This window comes from Paenibacillus sp. FSL F4-0100 (assembly GCF_037993005.1).
GTDB lineage: Bacteria > Bacillota > Bacilli > Paenibacillales > Paenibacillaceae > Paenibacillus_AQ.
In genome coordinates this window covers 2,598,146-2,616,245 of the sequence record NZ_CP150303.1, presented here as the reverse complement: position 1 = coordinate 2,616,245, position 18,100 = coordinate 2,598,146, and the positions used below count along the sequence as shown (strand labels likewise).

Genomic DNA, 18,100 nt, shown 5'->3' with positions numbered 1-18,100 from the left:
AAAGGCGACCGCTACCGCTTCTCCAGCAGCATTCCGTCCTCTTCGCTTGGTCGTTCTATGAGGCAAACCTCCCCACATGATTGACCTTTTGTTATGTGGTGATTAATTGGTGCTCTCGTTCTGCTCAATATCGTTGAATTTCAGCATATGTCCGAGCTTGGCTTGCTTGGTATGCAGGTAGCCCGTGTTATCCTCGTTCTCCGGCATTTGGATCGGAACGCGCTCGACCACCTCCAAGCCGTATCCTTCGAGGCCTTTGATTTTGCGTGGATTGTTTGTCAGCAACCGGATCTTTCTGATCCCCAAATCCTTCAGGATCTGGGCTCCGATGCCGTAATCACGCAGATCTGCCGCAAAGCCGAGCTTCAGGTTGGCGTCTACAGTGTCGAGTCCCTCTTCCTGGAGCTTGTAGGCTTTCAGTTTGTTGATTAAGCCGATGCCCCGCCCCTCCTGGCGCATGTAGAGAAGAACGCCTCTGCCCGCTTCATCGATTTGGCGGAGGGCCGCCTCGAATTGGGGACCGCAATCGCAGCGATGGGAGTGGAACACATCTCCCGTCAGGCACTCGGAATGCACGCGTACGAGGACAGGCTCATTCCCATCGATCTCCCCTTTTACCAAAGCTACATGCTCTTTATTGTCCACGTCGTTGGTGTAGGCAACCGCTTGAAACACGCCGAAATCGGTCGGCATCCGCACAGCTACCTCTCGCTGGACCAGCTTTTCTTTTTCATTGCGGTAATGAATCAGATCCTTGATGCTGATCAGCTTCAGATCATGCTTCTTCGCAATCTCCACAAGGTCCGGCAGCCGTGCCATTGTGCCGTCTTCCTTGATCACCTCGCAGATGACGCCGGCCGGATAGGACCCGCTCAATCTGGCAAGATCGACAGCGGCCTCCGTATGCCCTGCCCGGCGCAGGACGCCTCCATCTTTTGCGATCAGTGGGAACATATGACCCGGTCTTCGGAAATCGGATGCAGATGCATTCGAATCCAAGATACCTTTGACGGTGATGGACCGCTCATAGGCCGAGATGCCTGTCGTGGTATCCTTATGATCAATGGAGACCGTAAAGGCCGTTCCATGATAATCCGTATTTTGGGTAACCATCGGTTTGAGGTCGAGCTCCTGAGCTCTGGCCTGCGTCATAGGCAAACATACCAACCCTCTGCCTTCGGTGATCATAAAATTAATGACCTCCGGAGTTGCCATATCAGCTAATGCGATAAAATCGCCCTCATTCTCACGGTCTTCATCGTCTACGACAATGACGACCTTGCCTTCCTTCAAATCGGTTAACGCCTCTTCGATTGTATGAAATGAAAAGCGCTCATCCATCGCTACTCCTCCTTCTTCTCATGGAGACTCTATGTGAAGCACTCGGCTTAGGCAAATCCATGCTCTGCAAGATAATCCCTGCTGATTCCCGGTTTTGTCCCGCCTCTGCTCCCGGCCCCTTCTGAGCCGTAATGCAGCAGGTGATCTACATATTTCCCTAAAATGTCGCATTCGATATTAATCGTATCGCCTGCTTTTTTATATGCCAGCACCGTCTCCGCCAGCGTGTGGGGGATGATGGATACCGTAAAGGAGGAATCTGTTGTTTTGACAACGGTCAAGCTGATTCCATCCAGTGTGACGGAGCCCTTCGGAATGATATATTTGAATACATCCCCACTCGCGGGCTCAATCTCGTATACCACGGCATTCTGATCTGCCTGCACATTCCGAATGACGCCGACGCCATCCACATGCCCCTGAACGATATGGCCTCCAAATCGACCTCCGGCCGCCATTGCCCGTTCCAGATTCACCTTTCCGCCTGGCTGCAGTTCCTTAAGGTTCGTATTTCTGTAGGTTTCCGGCATCACATCGACCGTAAATATTCCTTTGTCAATCGTTGTGGCTGTCAAGCAGACGCCATTAACGGATACGCTGTCCCCCAGCTTTAAATCATCCATGATCCGGCTAGCGGAAATGCTCAGCAGCATGGCTTCGCCTTTCCGTCCGATACGCCTCATTTCGCCGATCTCCTCAACCAATCCAGTAAACACAGGCTTCCCTCCTTTCTCCTTATTTCCAGACCGGAATCCCGGTGACATAAATATTGTCGCCCAGTCTTTCCGTCTCAAGTCCTGTCAGCATAATCGCTTGGTCCATCTGTTCATACCCGCTGAACATGTAACTTCCAGGTGCATCATACCCGCCGATAATCTTAGGGGCGATAAACTGGATGAGCCGATCCACCAGCTTTTGTTCCAGCATCGAGCCATTTAGAGTACCGCCACCTTCCAGCAAAATGGAGGCAATCCCCTTCTGTCCCAGCTTCGCCAGCGCAGCCTTCAGATCCACACGTGGACCTGGCCCGCAGGGGATGACCTGAACGCCCAGCTCTTCCAGCCCGATCCGCTTCGTCTCATCGGCCTTCTCCGTCGTCAAGATCCACGTTGGCGCCAATCCGTCTGTCACGACATGGCTGTCGGGCGGGATTCGCAGGCTGGAATCCACGATGATCCTAATCGGATGCAAACCTTTCACGCCAAGTCTCGTTGTCAGGCTCGGATTATCCGCGATAACTGTTGACACGCCAACCATGATGCCTTGATGGCGATGACGCAGCGTATGCACAAGCTCTCTTGATTCTTCATTGGATATCCACTTGCTATCGCCGGTTTTTGATGCGATTTTTCCGTCCAGCGTGCTGGCTGTCTTTAACGTTACGAAGGGCTGACCCGTCGTAATGAACTTAATGAAGGTTTCGTTCAAGCGAAGCGCACGTTCCTTAAGGACACCGGTCTCAACCCGAATTCCCGCTGCGCGCAGCATTTGAATCCCTTTGCCCGCAACCAGAGGATTAGGGTCCTCACAAGCAACAACCACTCGCTGAACACCCTCGGCAATCAGCCTCTCGCTGCAGGGCGGCGTCGTACCATAGTGACTGCAGGGCTCCAGTGTCACGTACACCGTACTTCCCGCCGCTTTGCTGCCAGCCATATTCAGGGCATGAACCTCAGCGTGCGGTGTTCCGCGCTCCAAATGTGTTCCCACCCCTGCAAGCGCGCCATCCTTAACAACGACACAGCCAACCACCGGATTTATCCCGGTTTGACCCTGAGCACGTTCAGCCAGGTCCAGCGCAAGTGACATATAGAATTCATCGTTGACGATATCCATGGTAAACATGCCCCTTTCCCAATGTTCACATAAAAAAGCCCTGCCAAAGATTCAGGGAATCCTTAACAGGGCTTGATAGGAGTTAATCATTGACACACTAAATAACCGTCATAAATGCAGGTTTTGCCTATAACAAACGACCCAAATCCGTTACCGGCGACATCCAATCATCGCGAGCACAGATTTGAATTGCATGTGAAAACCTGCACATAACGCATATCACGTTGTGTGCATAGACACAAATAGCACATGTTGCTTATGTGTCTCTCACTCCTTCTCCCATCCAGACTATACTGTCGGTCCCGGATTTTCACCAGGTCCACCGCATACGGTGTGTAACCAACACACGCGTATCCGGGTCACGGACTAAGACACAGCCATCTGCTTTCAAAAGCTCAATCACTGCGTTCATCACCGCCGGTAGGGAATTTCACCCTGCCCCGAAGGATAAAACATATGAAATTGTTTGATCTTATGAAGAATCTTATCACCACCTTTTGATAATTGCAAGAACAAACAACTAACTTTTTTAAAGTTTATAACTTTATTCACCAATATGTGTATGGACTCCAGAAGGAGAATACTCCCCATAGAGAGAACAGTTTAGTAGGATAAACCCGGGAACTAGATACAGTTAAAAAGGAGCGAGCTGGGATGAAAACTTCGCTGGACATTATCGTCCGTCCTACGGAAATCGACGTGAACGGACATGTAAACAACGCCAAATACCTGGAATATCTGGAGTGGGGCCGTGAGGAATGGTATGAAGCAGGAGGTCTTCAATATGATATGCTGAAACGGCTTGGCGTCCAGACCGTTACCGTCAATATCAACATCAATTACCGCAAGGAGTGCGGCCAAGGCGAACGGCTGACCATCGTGACCGAACCGCATTCTATGGGTCGTACAAGTTATGTGCTGCTTCAGAAGATTTACAACAAACAGGAAGAGCTTTGCGCGGATGCCGCCGTTACCAGTGTGGCGATGGATGTACATACTCGTAAAAGCCGGCCTGTTCCGGAAGAGCTTCGTCAATTCTTTCCCGACCCTGCGTAACTCCTACCGGAATAACAATAAAAACAGGCTCACCCTTAAGAGTGAGCCTGTCCTGAACAGAAGCTATTTTTATGCTTCGTATACTTCTACTTTTTCCATTTTATCACGGCCTTTGAATGCATCCACGTACTCCATGCCCTCAACAACTTTGCCGAACACCGTATGTTGTCCGTCCAAATGCGGCTGCGGCTCGTAGCATACATAGAACTGGCTTCCGCCCGTGTTGCGGCCAGCATGCGCCATGGCCAAGCTGCCACGCTCATGCTTGTTAGGGTTGATCTCGCAGTTGATGGTATAGCCAGGACCGCCTGTTCCCGTTCCCTGTGGGCAACCGCCTTGAGCTACGAACCCAGGGATTACGCGGTGGAATACAAGACCGTTATAAAACCCGGAGTTTGCCAATTTCTCAAAATTAGCTACCGTGTTCGGTGCATCATTCTCAAACAGATCCAACACGACCTCTTTGCCGTTCTCCAATGTGATCTTTGCTTTTTTAGCCATATGTGTTATCTCCTTCCGTTATTAGAACGCTTCAATCGATTTTTTTACAATGCATTCTATAGTTTACTATGAATTGAGCCTCGAAGCAAAATGATCTTGTCCCCGTTTGCACATTCCATATCAAGTCCAAGGCATGCCAAAGAGCCCTGACCGCAGCCGGTGGCATTGGCGGGCCCTCTAGGATATTAGAGCCGTAAAACAAACATCCGTTTAGTTCGTTACGGTTTCTTTGGTTACACTTGCCGGCACTACATCGTGGCTGATGATGTCCGCGAGCGACTCGCGGCGTACCACCAGCTTGCTCTGTCCGTCCTTCACGAATATAACCGCAGGTTTGCGGATCCGGTTATAGTTGCTAGCCATGGAATAATTGTATGCGCCTGTGCAGGATACGGCCAGCAAATCGCCTGTTGCTACCTTCGGAAGCTCCAGATCCCAGATCAGCATGTCTCCGCTCTCACAGCACTTGCCGGCAATGGATACCGTTTCTTCCGGCTTCTCATTCGCCCGGTTCGCGAGCAGCGCTTCATATTTTGATTCGTACAGCGCCGGACGCGGGTTGTCCGTCATTCCGCCGTCTACGGCAACGTATTTACGGATCCCGGGAATATCTTTGCTTGTGCCCACCGTATAAAGGGTGGTGCCTGCTTCACCGACAATACTGCGCCCCGGCTCTACCCAAATTTCAGGGAGCGTGTTGTCAATGCCGGCGAAGTGGGTCTTCACCGCATCCGTAATCGCTTTTACATAGTCGGATACATGAAGCGGAGTGTCCCCGTCCACATATCGGATTCCAAATCCGCCGCCAAGATTTACAACCTCGAACGTAATGCCGAGTCCCGCCTTGACTTTGGCCGCAAATTCTGCAACGCGTGAAACAGCCATCTGAAACCCTTCTACCTCAAAAATCTGGGAGCCGATATGGGAATGAATGCCCATCAAATGAATATTCGCTTGAGACTCGGCAAGCTTAACCGCTTCATAAGCGGAGCCGTTGCCGATATCGAAGCCAAATTTCGAATCCGTTTGGCCTGTTGAGATATACTCATGCGTATGAGCCTCAACTCCCGGTGTCACGCGAAGCAAAATGTTGACCTTCCGGTTCTTCTCGGCAGCAATCGCTTGCAGCATATGCAGTTCAACTACGTTATCGACAACGAAACAGCCGATTTCCGCATCCAGCGCCATCTCAATCTCTTCCGGCGTTTTATTATTTCCGTGGAAATGAATCCGTTCCGCTGGGAATCCGGCCTCAAGTGCAGTGTACAGCTCTCCGTCGGAAACAACGTCAAGCGACATCCCTTCCTGGTCAGCCAATTGACACATAGCCATCACGCAAAACGCCTTACTGGCATACGCGACTTGGAACTTCAAACCGGACGCCTTGAAGGCATCGATGTATTCCCGGCAGCGATTACGGACCGACTGCTCGTCTACAATATATAGTGGTGTTCCATATTGAGCTTTTAAATCGGATGTGTCACACCCGCCGATTTCCAAATGCCCCTGATCGTTAATCTTGCTAGTACCGTGTAAAAACATGCTTACAATTCCTCCGATCCATTGATTCAAAATAGGGTAATCGAATAATTGTTCACAGTATAGCAGACAACGGAAGGTAATCAAAATGGATTTTTCAACACAACATTTGTGTTATTGTTAATGCTCGCCTCTCGGATTCATTTCAGGGCCCATCTTCGTGTTATCACGTGTTTTGTTGAGAGCCGGACGTCTTCTTGACATAAGCAGCGGTTTGCGAAACAAAATTTCGCCCATCGCTTTTGCACTAAATGGTATAAACGGCCACAAATAAGATGAGTTATAGGAACGGTGGGTTGCCAGGAGCAGAATCAGAAGCGTCGTCCCGATGACAAAGCCCTTCACCGCGAACAAAGCTGTGGCGAGCAGCAGAATTAGTCTGACAATCCGGTTGGCAAGTCCCAGCTCATAACTCGGGGTCGCGTACATTCCAATGGACGCAACCGCCATATACAGGACGACCTCGTTGACAAACAATCCGGTCTTAACAGCGATATCGCCGATCAAAATCGCAGCGATCAACCCCATCGCCGATGCAAGCGGTGTCGGTGTATGAACGGCAGCCAAACGGAGCAGATCCACGCCGAATTCAACGATCAGAAACTGCAGGATAATCGGAATTTTAGCGTTCTCATGCGGACCGATGATATCGAGTCCCGGCGGCTTCAGTTCAGGATGGACAACCAGCAGCATCCACAGCGGGAGCAGGAACATGGATGCAAAAATGCCTATAAAACGTATCCAACGGAGATAAGTCCCCATAAACGGAGTCTGGCGATTCTCCTCGGCATGCTGACAAAGATCCAAAAACGTAGTGGGCATAATCATCACACTCGGCGAAGTATCTACCATGATCACAATTCGGCCTTCGAGCAGATGGGAGGATACAACATCCGGCCGTTCGGAATATCTGACCAGCGGAAAAGGGTGCCACCCTTTGTTCACAATAGCTTCCTCGAGCTGCTTATCACCGAGAGGAAGCCCCTCTAAATCCACTTCCTGGATTTTGCTGCGAATTGCCTCAACCTGGGTGTGGTCCGCGATGTCATCAATGAAAACCAGGCATACATCCGTTCTCGTCCGCCTTCCGACCTTCATAACCTCTACATGCAGTCCCGGATCACGAACTCGTCTTCGCACCAGGTTCACGTTGGTAACGAGTGTCTCCGTAAACCCGTCCCTTGCGCCGCGAACCACGCGTTCCACCGCAGGCTCCTCGAGCCCACGCACAGGATATTTCCGGGTATCCAACAAAATGGCGGAATGCGCGTCTTCAATGAACAGCGCACATATACCGGAAAGCACTTCGTTAATCACTTTGCTTAGTCTTTTATCCTGCTCCACTTGGACATGTGGAATATAGCGGGTCATCATCTCGGTAAGTGCCTGGTTGCTCACATCCTCCGGTGTCAGGTACGTCAGCCTTGTCAATATATCTGTCACCACGACATCATTCGTGAAGCCGTTTAAGAAGAGAAGCCCTGCATTTCTGCCGGCAAAGTTCATTTCACGGAATACCACATCAAAAGAAACCCCAAGACCGATAACTTCCTTAAGCACTTTTTTCAGTTCACTCAGCTTCGCGGGGACATGGTCGGTTTGCTGCCAGTAGATGACGGATTCCTCAGTGCTGTTGGAGGTTTCTGCCTCTCTTTTCTCCTTCAGCTCTTGTTCCCCCAACGCTTTGATGGGAATGACCGGAATATCGCTATCCAGTTCGCCGCTATGTGTTGTTTTATCGTCCATAACCTACCTCCTAGCCATTACTATCACTTGCTGTAAACAAACCAATCGAACAGAGAGCCCGCCACCTTACCTGCCACCATGGCCATAAGAAGACCAAACAAATACCCCGTCAATCGGAGCCGCTTGGCCAGAATCGGCAATACGTTCAATACTTCCGTCAATGCAGCTGCCAGCATGCCGATGAATATCCCGCACATTAATCCGATCACGGTACTCACAACCGGTCCCAATGGAATGGACCATCTCCAGAAATCGGCCACCGTGCCGATGAAAGATCCCGCTATTAAAGCCCCTTCATACCAATGAACCCGGCTGTATGTTGCCGTCAGTTGGGACAATCTCGGGATGATGTCCAGCACGATGATGAGCGCTATGACTCCGCCGCCAACGGCGATGCCCCCTGCTACGCCAAGAAAACAGGTGAATATCCCTTGCAGAATGGACAATATCATGGTTCCTTACCTGTCGTATCGGGGCCGGCGTTCATTTTCCGATATTCTTCGGCGACCACGAACTGATCCAGATTTTCCTGATAGAGGTACATTTCCACCTCAAGCGGTGTCGGCTCTTCATTCCATTTTTTCTTGAACAAATGATTGAAGAACACCGTCATCCCAAATCCGAGCCCCAGCGAGTATGCAATCTGGAACAAATAGGGATGCTCGTCTCTTTTCCCCGTCACCATTTCAACGATTCGGATATGAACCTCAAGCATGTTAACATCGGCATGGAAGTTCATAATGGTCAGTGCGGAACCGAAAAACAAGAGCAGCCAAATGAGCGGGAACCACAACTTTGACCGCTTGCTCTCCGGACCGACAAGCTCCACCAAGGTATGATGGTTTCCCATCGGTTCGATATGGGCGCCGGGAATCAACGCTTGAATCCTCGGGATGATTTGAATCAGATCCATGACAAGGCGGTTGCCATCGAGATCCTTCGGCTGCGTAAGCGGCAGGGCTCTAAGCCGTCTCTCCCAGTCGGGATCGCAGACAATGAAGGCGACATCACCTAGTTTGACGGTCTGGTCTCTTGGTAACCGTATGCGGCTCCTTAGCTGCAGAAACACCGTCGGAGTGGGATTAACCTTCATCCGAAACACTCCTTTACTGCTAAATTACCGTTAGTATGGGAAATCTCTCTCCTTTCTACTCGGATTTACCATACTTTCTTATCCGCCAAACGACCAAAAGGTTTACTAAAAAATGAAAAAACGCCGTCCCCTAAGGGCGGCGTTAAGTTTGAGCAGACTTTCGAATAACGGCTGAGGCCCGCTACTGCGCGATCTCGTTCCGTATGCTCTGCAATATTTTTTTCTCAAGTCGCGATACCTGCACCTGGGATATGCCCAGCCGGCTGGCAACTTCCGACTGCGTCTGATCCCGGTAATACCGCAGATAAACTATGAGCCGCTCCCGTTCGGTCAAGCCTCCTATTGCTTCATTCAAGGCCAGCTTGTCGAACCAGCGTTCTTGCGATTCATCAGCTATCTGATCCATTAGCGTTATGGGATCCCCGTCATTTTCAAATACGGTCTCATGAATTGAGGTTGGCGGTTTATTCGCCTCCTGGGCAAACACCACTTCCTCGGGGGTTACCCCAAGCTCTTCGGCAACCTCTTTCACCGTTGGAAGACGATCGAGCTGCTTGGACAGCTCGTCCCGCTTCTTCCTGACTTTGTTGGCCATTTCCTTAAGCGATCGGCTGACCTTCAGGGTCCCGTCATCTCTTAAGAAACGCTGAATTTCTCCGATGATCATCGGTACGGCATAGGTCGAGAACTTTACGTCATAACTGAGATCGAACTTGTCCACGGATTTGAGGAGACCGATACAGCCGATCTGAAACAGATCATCAGGCTCATACCCCCGGTTCATAAACCGCTGAACGACAGACCAGACAAGACGAATATTACAGTTGACGAGCGTGTCCCGGGCGACATTATCCCCGCTTTGGCTAAGTGCAATGAGTCGTTTGACCTCCGCGTCGTCCAAATAAGTCTGCGAAGTTTTCTTCACATCGGCATCCATTTGTCCAACCCCTAATTATATAAAGCTTTCTTAGATTCGATCCTCTTTTTCATTTTGATCGACGTACCGTTGCCTGGTTCGCTGACCACTTCAAATTCGTCCATGAAATTTTCCATGATGGTGAATCCCATGCCGGATCGCTCCAGCTCTGGCTTTGATGTATAGAGCGGCTGCTTGGCCATTTCCAAGTCTTCGATCCCATGGCCGGAATCTTCAATGCACAGCGTAATCATATCCCCGTCTATGGAGGCTTCAATCTTGACAATCCCTTCCGAATCACTATCGTACCCGTGGATAATGCTGTTTGTGACCGCTTCAGAGACTACCGTTTTCAGATCACTCAGCTCATCCATGTTGGGATCCATCTGGGAGATGAACGCAGCCACAGCGACACGGGCAAAGGATTCGTTTTCCGACTTTGCGGCAAACTGCAGAGTCATAAAATTATGCTGTGCTCTTCCTTCACTCATGACACTACCTCCAAACCCGAGAGTGCCGTGCCCTCGTTCTCATATATCGGCATGATCTTGAACAGCCCCGACATTTCAAGCAAGCGGTAAACCTGCGGCTTGACATCGCATACCGCCATCTTTCCGCCCTTTTGCTTGATGAATTTATAGCGTCCCAGGATGACCCCAAGTCCTGAGCTGTCCATAAAGTCCAAGTCCTTTAAGCTCAGTACCAAGTGCTCTGTTTGACGTCTCTGAATAGCTTCATCCAGTTGCATCCGGACATGATCGGCCGTATGATGATCCAGTTCCCCGGACAGTCGGACGATCAGTACATGCCTGTGATGCTCCATATCAACATGCAGATTCATGTTTGCTCACTCTCCTCCCTGACATGAACAAAGATTTCTACATTTGAAAAAGACATTCCTGCATCCCGACAAAACTAGAAGAAAACTCCTATGAATCTACATGAAACAACTTGCCGGTTGTCCGCTTAAACAGCTTCCAGAACCCGGCCTTCTTCACCTCGACAGGAGATGTCAGCTCGAACTCCTTCACCACGCGTTCACCTTGATAGACGGTTAGCTTGCCGACAACTTGTCCGGCAGCTACCGGCGCCTTCAAATTCGGCTCCAGCTGGATTTCATGACGGATATCCGGACTTTTTACGCCCTTCTTAACCAGCACGCTGTAATCTTTATCCGCTTGAATCGAAATCTCGGGCACGGTTCCCTTCTGGACCTTCACGATACCCAACACTTCACCCGGTTTATAGATGGAATGCATCGAATACTGGGAAAAGGCATAGTCAAACATGCGAGAAACTTCATTGTTCCGCGTCTTCGTATCCGAAGCTCCCATAACTACAGCAACAGCGCGCAGTCCATCCCGTTTGGCCGTTGCCGACAGACAGAACTTGGCCTCTGATGTATATCCGGTTTTCAATCCGTCAGCGCCTGTGTAGAATCGAACCAGCTTGTTCGTATTGACCAGCCAGAACGGTTTGTCCGAATCTTTACGCAAATAATCTTGATAGGCGCCCGTATATTTGGTGATCTGGTCGTATTTCAGCAGCTCCCGGCTCATGACCGCAATGTCGTGGGCTGAAGTATAATGATTCTCAGCAGGAAGGCCGTTGCAGTTCACAAAATGTGTATCCTTCATTCCCAGCTCGGCTGCTTTCTCATTCATCAGCTTCACAAAGGCTTCCTCCGAGCCGGCAATTTTCTCCGCCACTGCGACGGAAGCATCATTGCCTGATGCCATGGCAATGCCTTTGAGCATCTCATCCACCGTCATTTCTTCACCAGGCTCAAGAAAGATCTGGGATCCGCCCATGGAGGCCGCATATTCGCTGGTACGCACCTTATCCGTCCACTGCAATTGCCCTTCGTCGATGGCCTCCATCGTAAGCAACATCGTCATGATCTTGGTGATGCTCGCCGGAGGCAGCTTATCATGGCTGTTTTTCTCGTAAATAATGGTTCCGGTATCCGCATCCAGCAATATAGCAGAACGAGCACCTGGTGCCAGTTCCTCTTGAGATGATCCTTCGCCGGGTTTGCTATTTTCTGCATAACTTGGTACAGCTACACTGGACAACCCTACAAATAGAACCAGAAATCCAGCTATTAACGCTTTTTTCACTTCCATCCCCTCCTGACATTCGTAATAGCATCCCGAAAAGAAACGGGTCTGATATTCATTGTCGTCAGGATGAAAACAAATTATTCCAGTTTTCAAGGAAATATTATCGCCCTAAACTTAAGGGAACGCAGAATAGCCCCACAAAGTGGAGCCTATGCTTCGATGCTTATTCCAATTACTTTGCGGGGACCCCAATACCATACCCCACAAAGTGGAGCTTACGCTTCGATGCTTATTCCAATTACTTTGCGGGGACCCCAATACCATACCCCACAAAGTGGAGCCTAGCTTCGATGCTTATTCCAAATACTTTGCGGGGGCCCCAATACATATACATGCGAATAGCTTCGCTGAAAACCTATACATTCTAGAATCTTAAGCAAAAAGACTGGACTTCGGCAGATTTACATCTGCAGGAGTCCAGTCCCCGTACTAGAATGATGTTACATTTTTGGGATAATGGCCATGACAAGCGCAAGGAATTTCTCCCGGACCTTCTCCGCTGTCTCCATAACCTCGTCATGGGATAGCGGTTGATCCAATATGCCGGCTGCCATGTTGCTGATGCAAGAGATGCCCAGCACTTCAAGGCCGGCATGTCTGGCCACAATGACCTCAGACACGGTGGACATACCAACCGCATCCGCACCTAGCGTACGCAGCATGACGATCTCGGCAGGTGTCTCATAGGTTGGTCCAAGCAGACCTGCATAGACGCCTTCTCTCAGCGCAACGCCTTGACCCACGGCAACTTCTTTTGCCAATTGGCGAAGCTGACGGCTGTAAGCCTGGGACATATCCGGGAATCGCACGCCCAGATCCGGATCATTCGGCCCGATTAACGGGTTGGTTCCTGTCATGTTCAGATGATCGGAGATCAGCATAAGGTCACCCGGCTCGAAGGACGTGTTGATGCCGCCGGCCGCATTGGTAACGAGCAGACTCTTCACACCCAGCTCTTTCATGACGCGCACCGGGAAAGCAGTCACTTCCGGACCATAGCCTTCATACATATGGAACCGGCCCTTCATCAGAACGACAGGTCGATTGTGAATGGTGCCCAGCAGCAATTCTCCTTCATGGCCTTCTACAGTCGATACGGGAAAATGAGGAATGTCCGTGTACGGGATCGAAACCGGATTCTCAATCAGTTCGGCCAGCACGCCGAGTCCTGAACCCAAAATCAGGCCGACCTCGGGCTCGACACCCTTCTGCCCGCGTATGTATGCCGCTGCTTCCTTAATGCTTTGTTGATGAATTGAACTCATGTTCATACCTCTCCTAACTGAGAATAAGTTGTAGATCCTAGTAGAGTAGGTCCCGACTAAGATCTCGGGTGATAATGATCGTATACTTCCTTCATGTTTTTCTTGGTGGATTGATATATACCGGTGGTGGATAATGCCGAGTGACCCAGCATCTCTTGAACCGAACGTAAGTCGGCACCATTCTGCAGCAAATGAATGGCAAACGAATGACGAAGAGTATGCGGCGTGATCTCCTCATCGATTTCGGCCAGCTTGCCATACTTTTTAATAATTTTCCAAAATCCCTGCCGTGTCAAGCGCGTACCGAGTGAATTCAGGAATAATGCATCCTCATCAGCATCTCGAATCAGCTTGTCCCGCATATCTTGCATATAAAAAGCCACGCTCTCGGCTGCGATCTGGGTAATCGGAAGAATTCGCTCCTTCCCTCCGGAAACGGCACAGCGCAGGAAGCGCATATCCATGTTGATGTCATGCGTGCTCAAGTTCACCAGTTCCGACACCTTGATGCCTGAAGCATACAGCAGCTCCAGCATCGCTTTGTCCCGGGCCCCCTGAGGGGTTCCGGAATCCGGGGCCGACAGCAGCTTGTCCACCTGCTCAACGGTTAGCGACTTAGGCGGCTTCCGTTCCGGCTTCGGATTTTCTAGCAACTGGGTCGGATCTAATCCTATAACGGCTTGACGCACCAAATATTGAAAAAAGGAACGCAAGGACGCCGTGCAGCGAAGCAGGCTCGACGCCGCCTTGCCCTGCTGCCTCAGTCTGCCCATGTATAATCCAAGCATTGTTCGTGTAACTTCCTGCGGATGGATAACGTCTCTTTCCGCGGCAAAAGCCATGAAGGCTTGTAAGTCGGCCCGGTATGATTCAATCGTACTTCGGGATAGTCCCTTCACGTCTTCCAGATAGGTTACATATTCGTCCAGATATTGTTTCATAATCTTTTTGCTCCTATTCCCGTGTGCCCTTTACAAGCACAATCACTCCCCATACCAGTAGTACAATCGCAGACGTTCCGCCGGCGAATATCGGGAGTCCATGGTGCTTTCAGGCTGAAAAGCCTTAACCGCTTGACCGGAAGGTGCACGGTAAGGATCCATTGGGGTCAGCCAATCTCCCACCCATCCCAGCACGAAGTATAAAAACATCGTCAGAACGGCAAACATCGTAATAAATCGGATCAATGAGCCTATTTTTCGGATCGATATAATCACTGGCAGCGCCTCTCTTTCATCTTTGCAATGATCACCAAGTGAAAGTGGGTATTACAGGATCACTTCACGTAAAGCCTATGATACAAGATGCAGGATTATGACGGCTTTTCGCTGATCGTTCTAAAGTCATTGGACTTGAGTGGTATTGGGATAGAATAAAAAAAACGTCTTCTCGACGTACGTTGATGTTGTAAAAAGCTAGATTGTTCTTGCGTGAACGATACGGATTCGTGCATGTTCCATCTATATTAGGTTGCCATCTAAAAAACCCTCCCGGCTTACCGCCGTAGAGGGCTTGCCGTGATGGTCATCACTGCGGTTTGTTGCATGATATAAATTTATGATTTGTCCTGGTCATTCTTGCCCTTCTCTTTGCAACGGTAGCATATGCCATGGAAATCAAGCCGATGGTCATGAACGGTAAAGTTGAACTCTCGCTCTAACCGCTCTTCCAATGGACCGAGCCAATCCTCGCGTATTTCATCCATGCTTCCACATTGAGTACATATCAAATGATGATGGTGATGCTTCGAAGTATCCGTCCGCAAGTCATAACGGGCGACACCATCGCCAAAATTTATCTTCTCGACAACATGAAGCTCACTGAGCAGCTCTAGGGTACGGTACACGGTTGCCAGACCGATCTCCGGAGCCTTCTCTTTCACGAGCATAAATACATCCTCTGCGCTAAGGTGGTCGTCTTCATTTTCCAACAATACGCTTACCGTGGCTTCCCGTTGGGGCGTTAATTTGTATCCTTGGGATTGTAGCTGCTGCTTAATTTTGTCGATCCGCGCTTCCATCGTTTCCCTCCCCCTTGGAAATCACTGCACGTTATTGTTCACTTCCTTCATTATAGGGGGATTTGACAAACAAAGTCAAACGGTTTTGCTTTATGGAAAAATTCGCGGATTATAGCAACATTGGCGTGACCCAGCGCATCATGGCCGGGGTTACCCAGGTTTCAAATGAAGCGACTCCGAGCGTTAACAGGACCATGAAAAAGGTCAGCATCGCATACGAAGCAAAGGGCTTTACCATGCTCCCGCCCCGATTCATAATAAATCGGTCCCTGATGATGTATAGAGAGAAGGTTATCGCCGCTACACTGCACATCATGAGCACGGGGATGATGAGCAAATTTTGCGGTGCAATCGACACCAGGGCGAACAGCAGGCCTTTCCAAGAATACTGTCCGACCAAGTAACCGACCGTAAACCCAATAAGCACTCCTTTTAAGAAGTCCAATATCAATATTCCCGGAAGCCCGATGACGGACAATCCCAGAATCCATATCAAACCAATCCATTTCAGATGAAGGGCTGCGATGCTCCAGTAAGAAGACTGACTCATGGTTTCTCCACCATCCTGCACGTTTACAAAAAAGTGGTTTAAATATCGGGCCATTTCTTGCTGCTGCTCTAATGAAAGTGCATTGACCATTAACGCTCCAAACAGCACCCCAACTAAAAACAAGACGCCAACGAATACATAGAGCATGGTCTGATCCTTAAAGGCTTGGCGGAATGATTGCATAGAATAGAGTCTCCTTTCTGTGTCTCTACTCTACTCTATGACCATCACCCTCCTTGTATGACCTGCGATTGAAAGAGTTGATTGATTTAGCGGAGAACCTTTCCGTAAGAGCCTCCGCCGCCATCCGATAAGGACAATGTACCGTTTCGGGCCATCACAATGCTTGCAGCAAGCCCCTCTCCGGCAACAGCGGCAAGCTCCGCTTCCGTAGCCTGGTGAAGGATTTTCATTTCGGTACCGAAAGCCCCCAGCAGCTTCGCCATCGCCGATTTGCCCAGGCCCGGAATGAACTCTAGCGGAACCTGATAGTGATATGCCGGTCGGCTTTCCGGTACAACGGGCTCTTTGCGGTCCGCGATGTTCAGAATCCGATCAAACACACCCTGTACCAGCTTGGTACTCCCGCAGAATGGGCATCGCACCAATTCATGAATATCGCTGCCTTCATCCAGAATGCTGTCGCAGCCGCTGCAGTAAGTACGATGGTATTTTCCAAGTCTGGGATTCAGCCCGTAGTTCGCGCTGATTCTTCTACCGTTTCTTGTTCCAAGCGCCTGGCGAAATTCTGCAAATGAAGGCTTTACCATATCGATTCGGTTGTATTCCCTACCGATTTTCCCAAGCGAATGCGCATCCGAATTGGTCAGAAAGGAGTAGGCGTCCAGTTCGCTTATCCGCCCTGCCATCGAGGAGTCGGCACTGAGCCCAAGCTCTATACCCGCAATACCGTTCAGGTCCAGCACTTCGCTCATTCGATCCGCCATGTTGCCGTACAGTCCTTTATGAGGCGTAAAGACATGGGCGGGTATCAACAGCCCGCCGCGGTCTAGTATCTCCTGCTGCAGCTCACGGGGGCTGACATAGATACGCTGCGAACTAAGCTGCACGTTCTTCATATATTTTGCCATCCAGGCCGTGAACTCCTGAATGGTGTTCAGGTCAGGGAAATAGGCCAGTACATGGGCTGCACCACGGCCGCTTTCGCGAATTTCAATCTCGCTTCCAAGCAGGATCACCGTATCCTGATAAGCAATTCCGCCTCCATCTATCTCCTGCATGACGCCGCTGTCCAAACACTGGAGAATATCGTGCTGTACCGAAGGAGAATGGCAATCGATGATGCCAATCATTTGGATGCCTTTCCGTTCCGAGGCCTCCACGGCTATATTTTCAAAGGTCAAATTGTTACTTGCGCTAATTTTCACAGCTTGTCCGCTGCTTGTCCGCCCTATGTGAATATGCATGTCGCAGTAATAGGACTGAAGCTTCTGCCCGGTTGACATGTTCTTTTCAGGCTGCAGCATATCAGATCTTTCCTGTCAGGCTATACATATTCCAAGCATAAACGGCGAGAATGGTCTTGGCATCGCTGATTCTCTCTTCTTGTATGAGTGAATACGCCTCTTCCAGCGAGATTTCCATCATCTCTATAAATTCATCCTCGTCCGGGTTCATGTCGCCGCTGACCAGATCCTCTGCCAAATATAAGTGAATGATCTCATCCGCAAACCCCGGAGATGTATAAAAGGAGTGCAGCTTACGAATGGAACCGCACGTATAACCCGTTTCTTCCTGTAGTTCGCGCTTCGCGGCTTCCAGCGGATCTTCTCCCCGCTCCAGCTTGCCTGCAGGAATTTCAACCTCACAGCGCCCAAGCGGCTGTCGAAATTGATTTACGGCCAACATTTTGTCGCCTTTTAAGGCGAGCACTGCTACTGCACCAGGATGTCTGACAACTTCACGTTTCGCGGTCTGCCCATTTGGCAGCTTCACCGTATCGACCTGCAGTGAAATAATCTTCCCTTCAAAAATCGATTGGGTAGATAGTGTGGTTTCTTCCAGCAAATTATCCGAGGCTTCTCGGTTCTTACTGCCGATATCGCTCACAAAATGACCTCCTTTGTTTAAAAACGGCATGACTGACCATGCTA

The 18,100-nt window shown here is 50.0% G+C and carries 20 protein-coding genes and 1 riboswitch; of the genes, 1 reads left to right on the top strand and 19 read right to left on the bottom strand.

Annotation, left to right across the window (positions count from 1 at the left end; all coding sequences use genetic code 11):
* Positions 1 to 102: 102 nt before the first annotated feature.
* Genes MHH48_RS11575 through ribD form a run of 3 tightly spaced genes read right to left on the bottom strand, consistent with a single transcriptional unit; the run spans position 103 to position 3,177 of the window.
* Positions 103 to 1,341 (bottom strand): bifunctional 3,4-dihydroxy-2-butanone-4-phosphate synthase/GTP cyclohydrolase II, encoded by a 1,239-nt coding sequence (locus tag MHH48_RS11575; RefSeq protein WP_076320927.1) that lies wholly within the window; start codon positions 1,339 to 1,341, stop codon positions 103 to 105.
* 47 nt (positions 1,342 to 1,388) lie between these two features.
* A complete protein-coding gene (ribE, locus tag MHH48_RS11570; RefSeq protein WP_076320926.1) occupies positions 1,389 to 2,057 on the bottom strand; it encodes a riboflavin synthase in 669 nt (222 codons plus the stop codon).
* A gap of 19 nt (positions 2,058 to 2,076) precedes the next feature.
* On the bottom strand, positions 2,077 to 3,177 hold the full coding sequence (ribD, locus tag MHH48_RS11565; RefSeq protein WP_076320925.1) for a bifunctional diaminohydroxyphosphoribosylaminopyrimidine deaminase/5-amino-6-(5-phosphoribosylamino)uracil reductase RibD: 1,101 nt from the start codon (positions 3,175 to 3,177) through the stop codon (positions 2,077 to 2,079).
* A 267-nt stretch (positions 3,178 to 3,444) separates the two neighbouring features.
* Positions 3,445 to 3,629: riboswitch (FMN riboswitch) on the bottom strand.
* 202 nt (positions 3,630 to 3,831) lie between these two features.
* Between ribD and MHH48_RS11560 the strand changes: the two genes are divergently transcribed.
* Entirely contained in the window at positions 3,832 to 4,233 is a 402-nt protein-coding gene (locus MHH48_RS11560; RefSeq protein ID WP_076320924.1) for an acyl-CoA thioesterase, read from the top strand.
* A 69-nt stretch (positions 4,234 to 4,302) separates the two neighbouring features.
* Here MHH48_RS11560 and MHH48_RS11555 read toward each other — a convergent pair whose 3' ends face one another.
* The 16 genes from MHH48_RS11555 to MHH48_RS11480 all read right to left on the bottom strand — a co-directional run bounded on the left by MHH48_RS11555 (position 4,303) and on the right by MHH48_RS11480 (position 18,056).
* Positions 4,303 to 4,734, bottom strand: a complete 432-nt coding sequence (locus MHH48_RS11555; RefSeq protein WP_009595227.1) for a peptidylprolyl isomerase — start codon at positions 4,732 to 4,734, stop codon at positions 4,303 to 4,305.
* Positions 4,735 to 4,944: 210 nt separating this feature from the next.
* The gene (gene lysA / locus MHH48_RS11550) at positions 4,945 to 6,276 is read right to left on the bottom strand and encodes a diaminopimelate decarboxylase (RefSeq protein ID WP_076320923.1); all 1,332 of its coding nucleotides are present in this window, start codon (positions 6,274 to 6,276) and stop codon (positions 4,945 to 4,947) included.
* Between the two features lie 117 nt (positions 6,277 to 6,393).
* Complete coding sequence (locus MHH48_RS11545; RefSeq protein WP_076320922.1) at positions 6,394 to 8,019, bottom strand: spore germination protein; 1,626 nt, start codon at positions 8,017 to 8,019, stop codon at positions 6,394 to 6,396.
* 23 nt (positions 8,020 to 8,042) lie between these two features.
* On the bottom strand, positions 8,043 to 8,471 hold the full coding sequence (locus MHH48_RS11540) for a stage V sporulation protein AB (protein ID WP_076320921.1): 429 nt from the start codon (positions 8,469 to 8,471) through the stop codon (positions 8,043 to 8,045).
* The gene (locus tag MHH48_RS11535; RefSeq protein WP_076320920.1) at positions 8,468 to 9,112 is read right to left on the bottom strand and encodes a stage V sporulation protein AA; all 645 of its coding nucleotides are present in this window, start codon (positions 9,110 to 9,112) and stop codon (positions 8,468 to 8,470) included. Before MHH48_RS11535 ends, MHH48_RS11540 begins: the two co-directional genes overlap by 4 nt.
* A gap of 181 nt (positions 9,113 to 9,293) precedes the next feature.
* A complete protein-coding gene (gene sigF / locus MHH48_RS11530) occupies positions 9,294 to 10,049 on the bottom strand; it encodes an RNA polymerase sporulation sigma factor SigF (RefSeq protein WP_006209412.1) in 756 nt (251 codons plus the stop codon).
* Positions 10,050 to 10,060: 11 nt separating this feature from the next.
* Positions 10,061 to 10,519 carry an anti-sigma F factor gene (gene spoIIAB, locus MHH48_RS11525; protein ID WP_076320919.1) on the bottom strand — a complete coding sequence of 153 codons (459 nt, stop codon included), beginning with the start codon at positions 10,517 to 10,519 and terminating at the stop codon, positions 10,061 to 10,063.
* The gene (gene spoIIAA, locus MHH48_RS11520; protein WP_076320918.1) at positions 10,516 to 10,869 is read right to left on the bottom strand and encodes an anti-sigma F factor antagonist; all 354 of its coding nucleotides are present in this window, start codon (positions 10,867 to 10,869) and stop codon (positions 10,516 to 10,518) included. Before spoIIAA ends, spoIIAB begins: the two co-directional genes overlap by 4 nt.
* A gap of 88 nt (positions 10,870 to 10,957) precedes the next feature.
* Positions 10,958 to 12,148 carry a D-alanyl-D-alanine carboxypeptidase family protein gene (locus MHH48_RS11515; RefSeq protein ID WP_076320917.1) on the bottom strand — a complete coding sequence of 397 codons (1,191 nt, stop codon included), beginning with the start codon at positions 12,146 to 12,148 and terminating at the stop codon, positions 10,958 to 10,960.
* A 443-nt stretch (positions 12,149 to 12,591) separates the two neighbouring features.
* Positions 12,592 to 13,416 carry a purine-nucleoside phosphorylase gene (locus tag MHH48_RS11510; protein WP_076320916.1) on the bottom strand — a complete coding sequence of 275 codons (825 nt, stop codon included), beginning with the start codon at positions 13,414 to 13,416 and terminating at the stop codon, positions 12,592 to 12,594.
* A gap of 56 nt (positions 13,417 to 13,472) precedes the next feature.
* Entirely contained in the window at positions 13,473 to 14,357 is an 885-nt protein-coding gene (gene xerD, locus MHH48_RS11505; protein ID WP_076320915.1) for a site-specific tyrosine recombinase XerD, read from the bottom strand.
* Positions 14,358 to 14,399: 42 nt separating this feature from the next.
* Entirely contained in the window at positions 14,400 to 14,633 is a 234-nt protein-coding gene (locus tag MHH48_RS11500; RefSeq protein WP_076320914.1) for a YqzK family protein, read from the bottom strand.
* Between the two features lie 338 nt (positions 14,634 to 14,971).
* On the bottom strand, positions 14,972 to 15,436 hold the full coding sequence (locus MHH48_RS11495) for a Fur family transcriptional regulator (RefSeq protein WP_006209405.1): 465 nt from the start codon (positions 15,434 to 15,436) through the stop codon (positions 14,972 to 14,974).
* Between the two features lie 109 nt (positions 15,437 to 15,545).
* Positions 15,546 to 16,169: a stage II sporulation protein M gene (gene spoIIM, locus MHH48_RS11490; protein ID WP_076320913.1), complete on the bottom strand. Its 624-nt coding sequence runs from the start codon at positions 16,167 to 16,169 to the stop codon at positions 15,546 to 15,548.
* An 86-nt stretch (positions 16,170 to 16,255) separates the two neighbouring features.
* Positions 16,256 to 17,473, bottom strand: coding sequence for an endonuclease Q family protein (locus MHH48_RS11485; RefSeq protein WP_076320912.1), 1,218 nt, complete (start codon positions 17,471 to 17,473; stop codon positions 16,256 to 16,258).
* A 1-nt stretch (position 17,474) separates the two neighbouring features.
* Positions 17,475 to 18,056, bottom strand: a complete 582-nt coding sequence (locus MHH48_RS11480; protein WP_076320911.1) for an NUDIX hydrolase — start codon at positions 18,054 to 18,056, stop codon at positions 17,475 to 17,477.
* Positions 18,057 to 18,100 lie beyond the last annotated feature (44 nt).

Bases quoted from the DNA above. Each gene is read 5' to 3' on its own strand.
- MHH48_RS11575 (WP_076320927.1), bottom strand. From the start codon at position 1,341: ATGGATGAGCGCTTTTCATTTCATACAATCGAAGAGGCGTTAACCGAT.
- ribD (WP_076320925.1), bottom strand. From the start codon at position 3,177: ATGGATATCGTCAACGATGAATTCTATATGTCACTTGCGCTGGACCTG.
- MHH48_RS11560 (WP_076320924.1), top strand. From the start codon at position 3,832: ATGAAAACTTCGCTGGACATTATCGTCCGTCCTACGGAAATCGACGTG.
- MHH48_RS11555 (WP_009595227.1), bottom strand. From the start codon at position 4,734: ATGGCTAAAAAAGCAAAGATCACATTGGAGAACGGCAAAGAGGTCGTG.
- lysA (WP_076320923.1), bottom strand. From the start codon at position 6,276: ATGTTTTTACACGGTACTAGCAAGATTAACGATCAGGGGCATTTGGAA.
- MHH48_RS11545 (WP_076320922.1), bottom strand. From the start codon at position 8,019: ATGGACGATAAAACAACACATAGCGGCGAACTGGATAGCGATATTCCG.
- MHH48_RS11540 (WP_076320921.1), bottom strand. From the start codon at position 8,471: ATGATATTGTCCATTCTGCAAGGGATATTCACCTGTTTTCTTGGCGTA.
- MHH48_RS11535 (WP_076320920.1), bottom strand. From the start codon at position 9,112: ATGAAGGTTAATCCCACTCCGACGGTGTTTCTGCAGCTAAGGAGCCGC.
- sigF (WP_006209412.1), bottom strand. From the start codon at position 10,049: ATGGATGCCGATGTGAAGAAAACTTCGCAGACTTATTTGGACGACGCG.
- spoIIAB (WP_076320919.1), bottom strand. From the start codon at position 10,519: ATGAGTGAAGGAAGAGCACAGCATAATTTTATGACTCTGCAGTTTGCC.
- spoIIAA (WP_076320918.1), bottom strand. From the start codon at position 10,869: ATGAATCTGCATGTTGATATGGAGCATCACAGGCATGTACTGATCGTC.
- MHH48_RS11510 (WP_076320916.1), bottom strand. From the start codon at position 13,416: ATGAGTTCAATTCATCAACAAAGCATTAAGGAAGCAGCGGCATACATA.
- xerD (WP_076320915.1), bottom strand. From the start codon at position 14,357: ATGAAACAATATCTGGACGAATATGTAACCTATCTGGAAGACGTGAAG.
- MHH48_RS11495 (WP_006209405.1), bottom strand. From the start codon at position 15,436: ATGGAAGCGCGGATCGACAAAATTAAGCAGCAGCTACAATCCCAAGGA.
- spoIIM (WP_076320913.1), bottom strand. From the start codon at position 16,169: ATGCAATCATTCCGCCAAGCCTTTAAGGATCAGACCATGCTCTATGTA.
- MHH48_RS11485 (WP_076320912.1), bottom strand. From the start codon at position 17,473: ATGCTGCAGCCTGAAAAGAACATGTCAACCGGGCAGAAGCTTCAGTCC.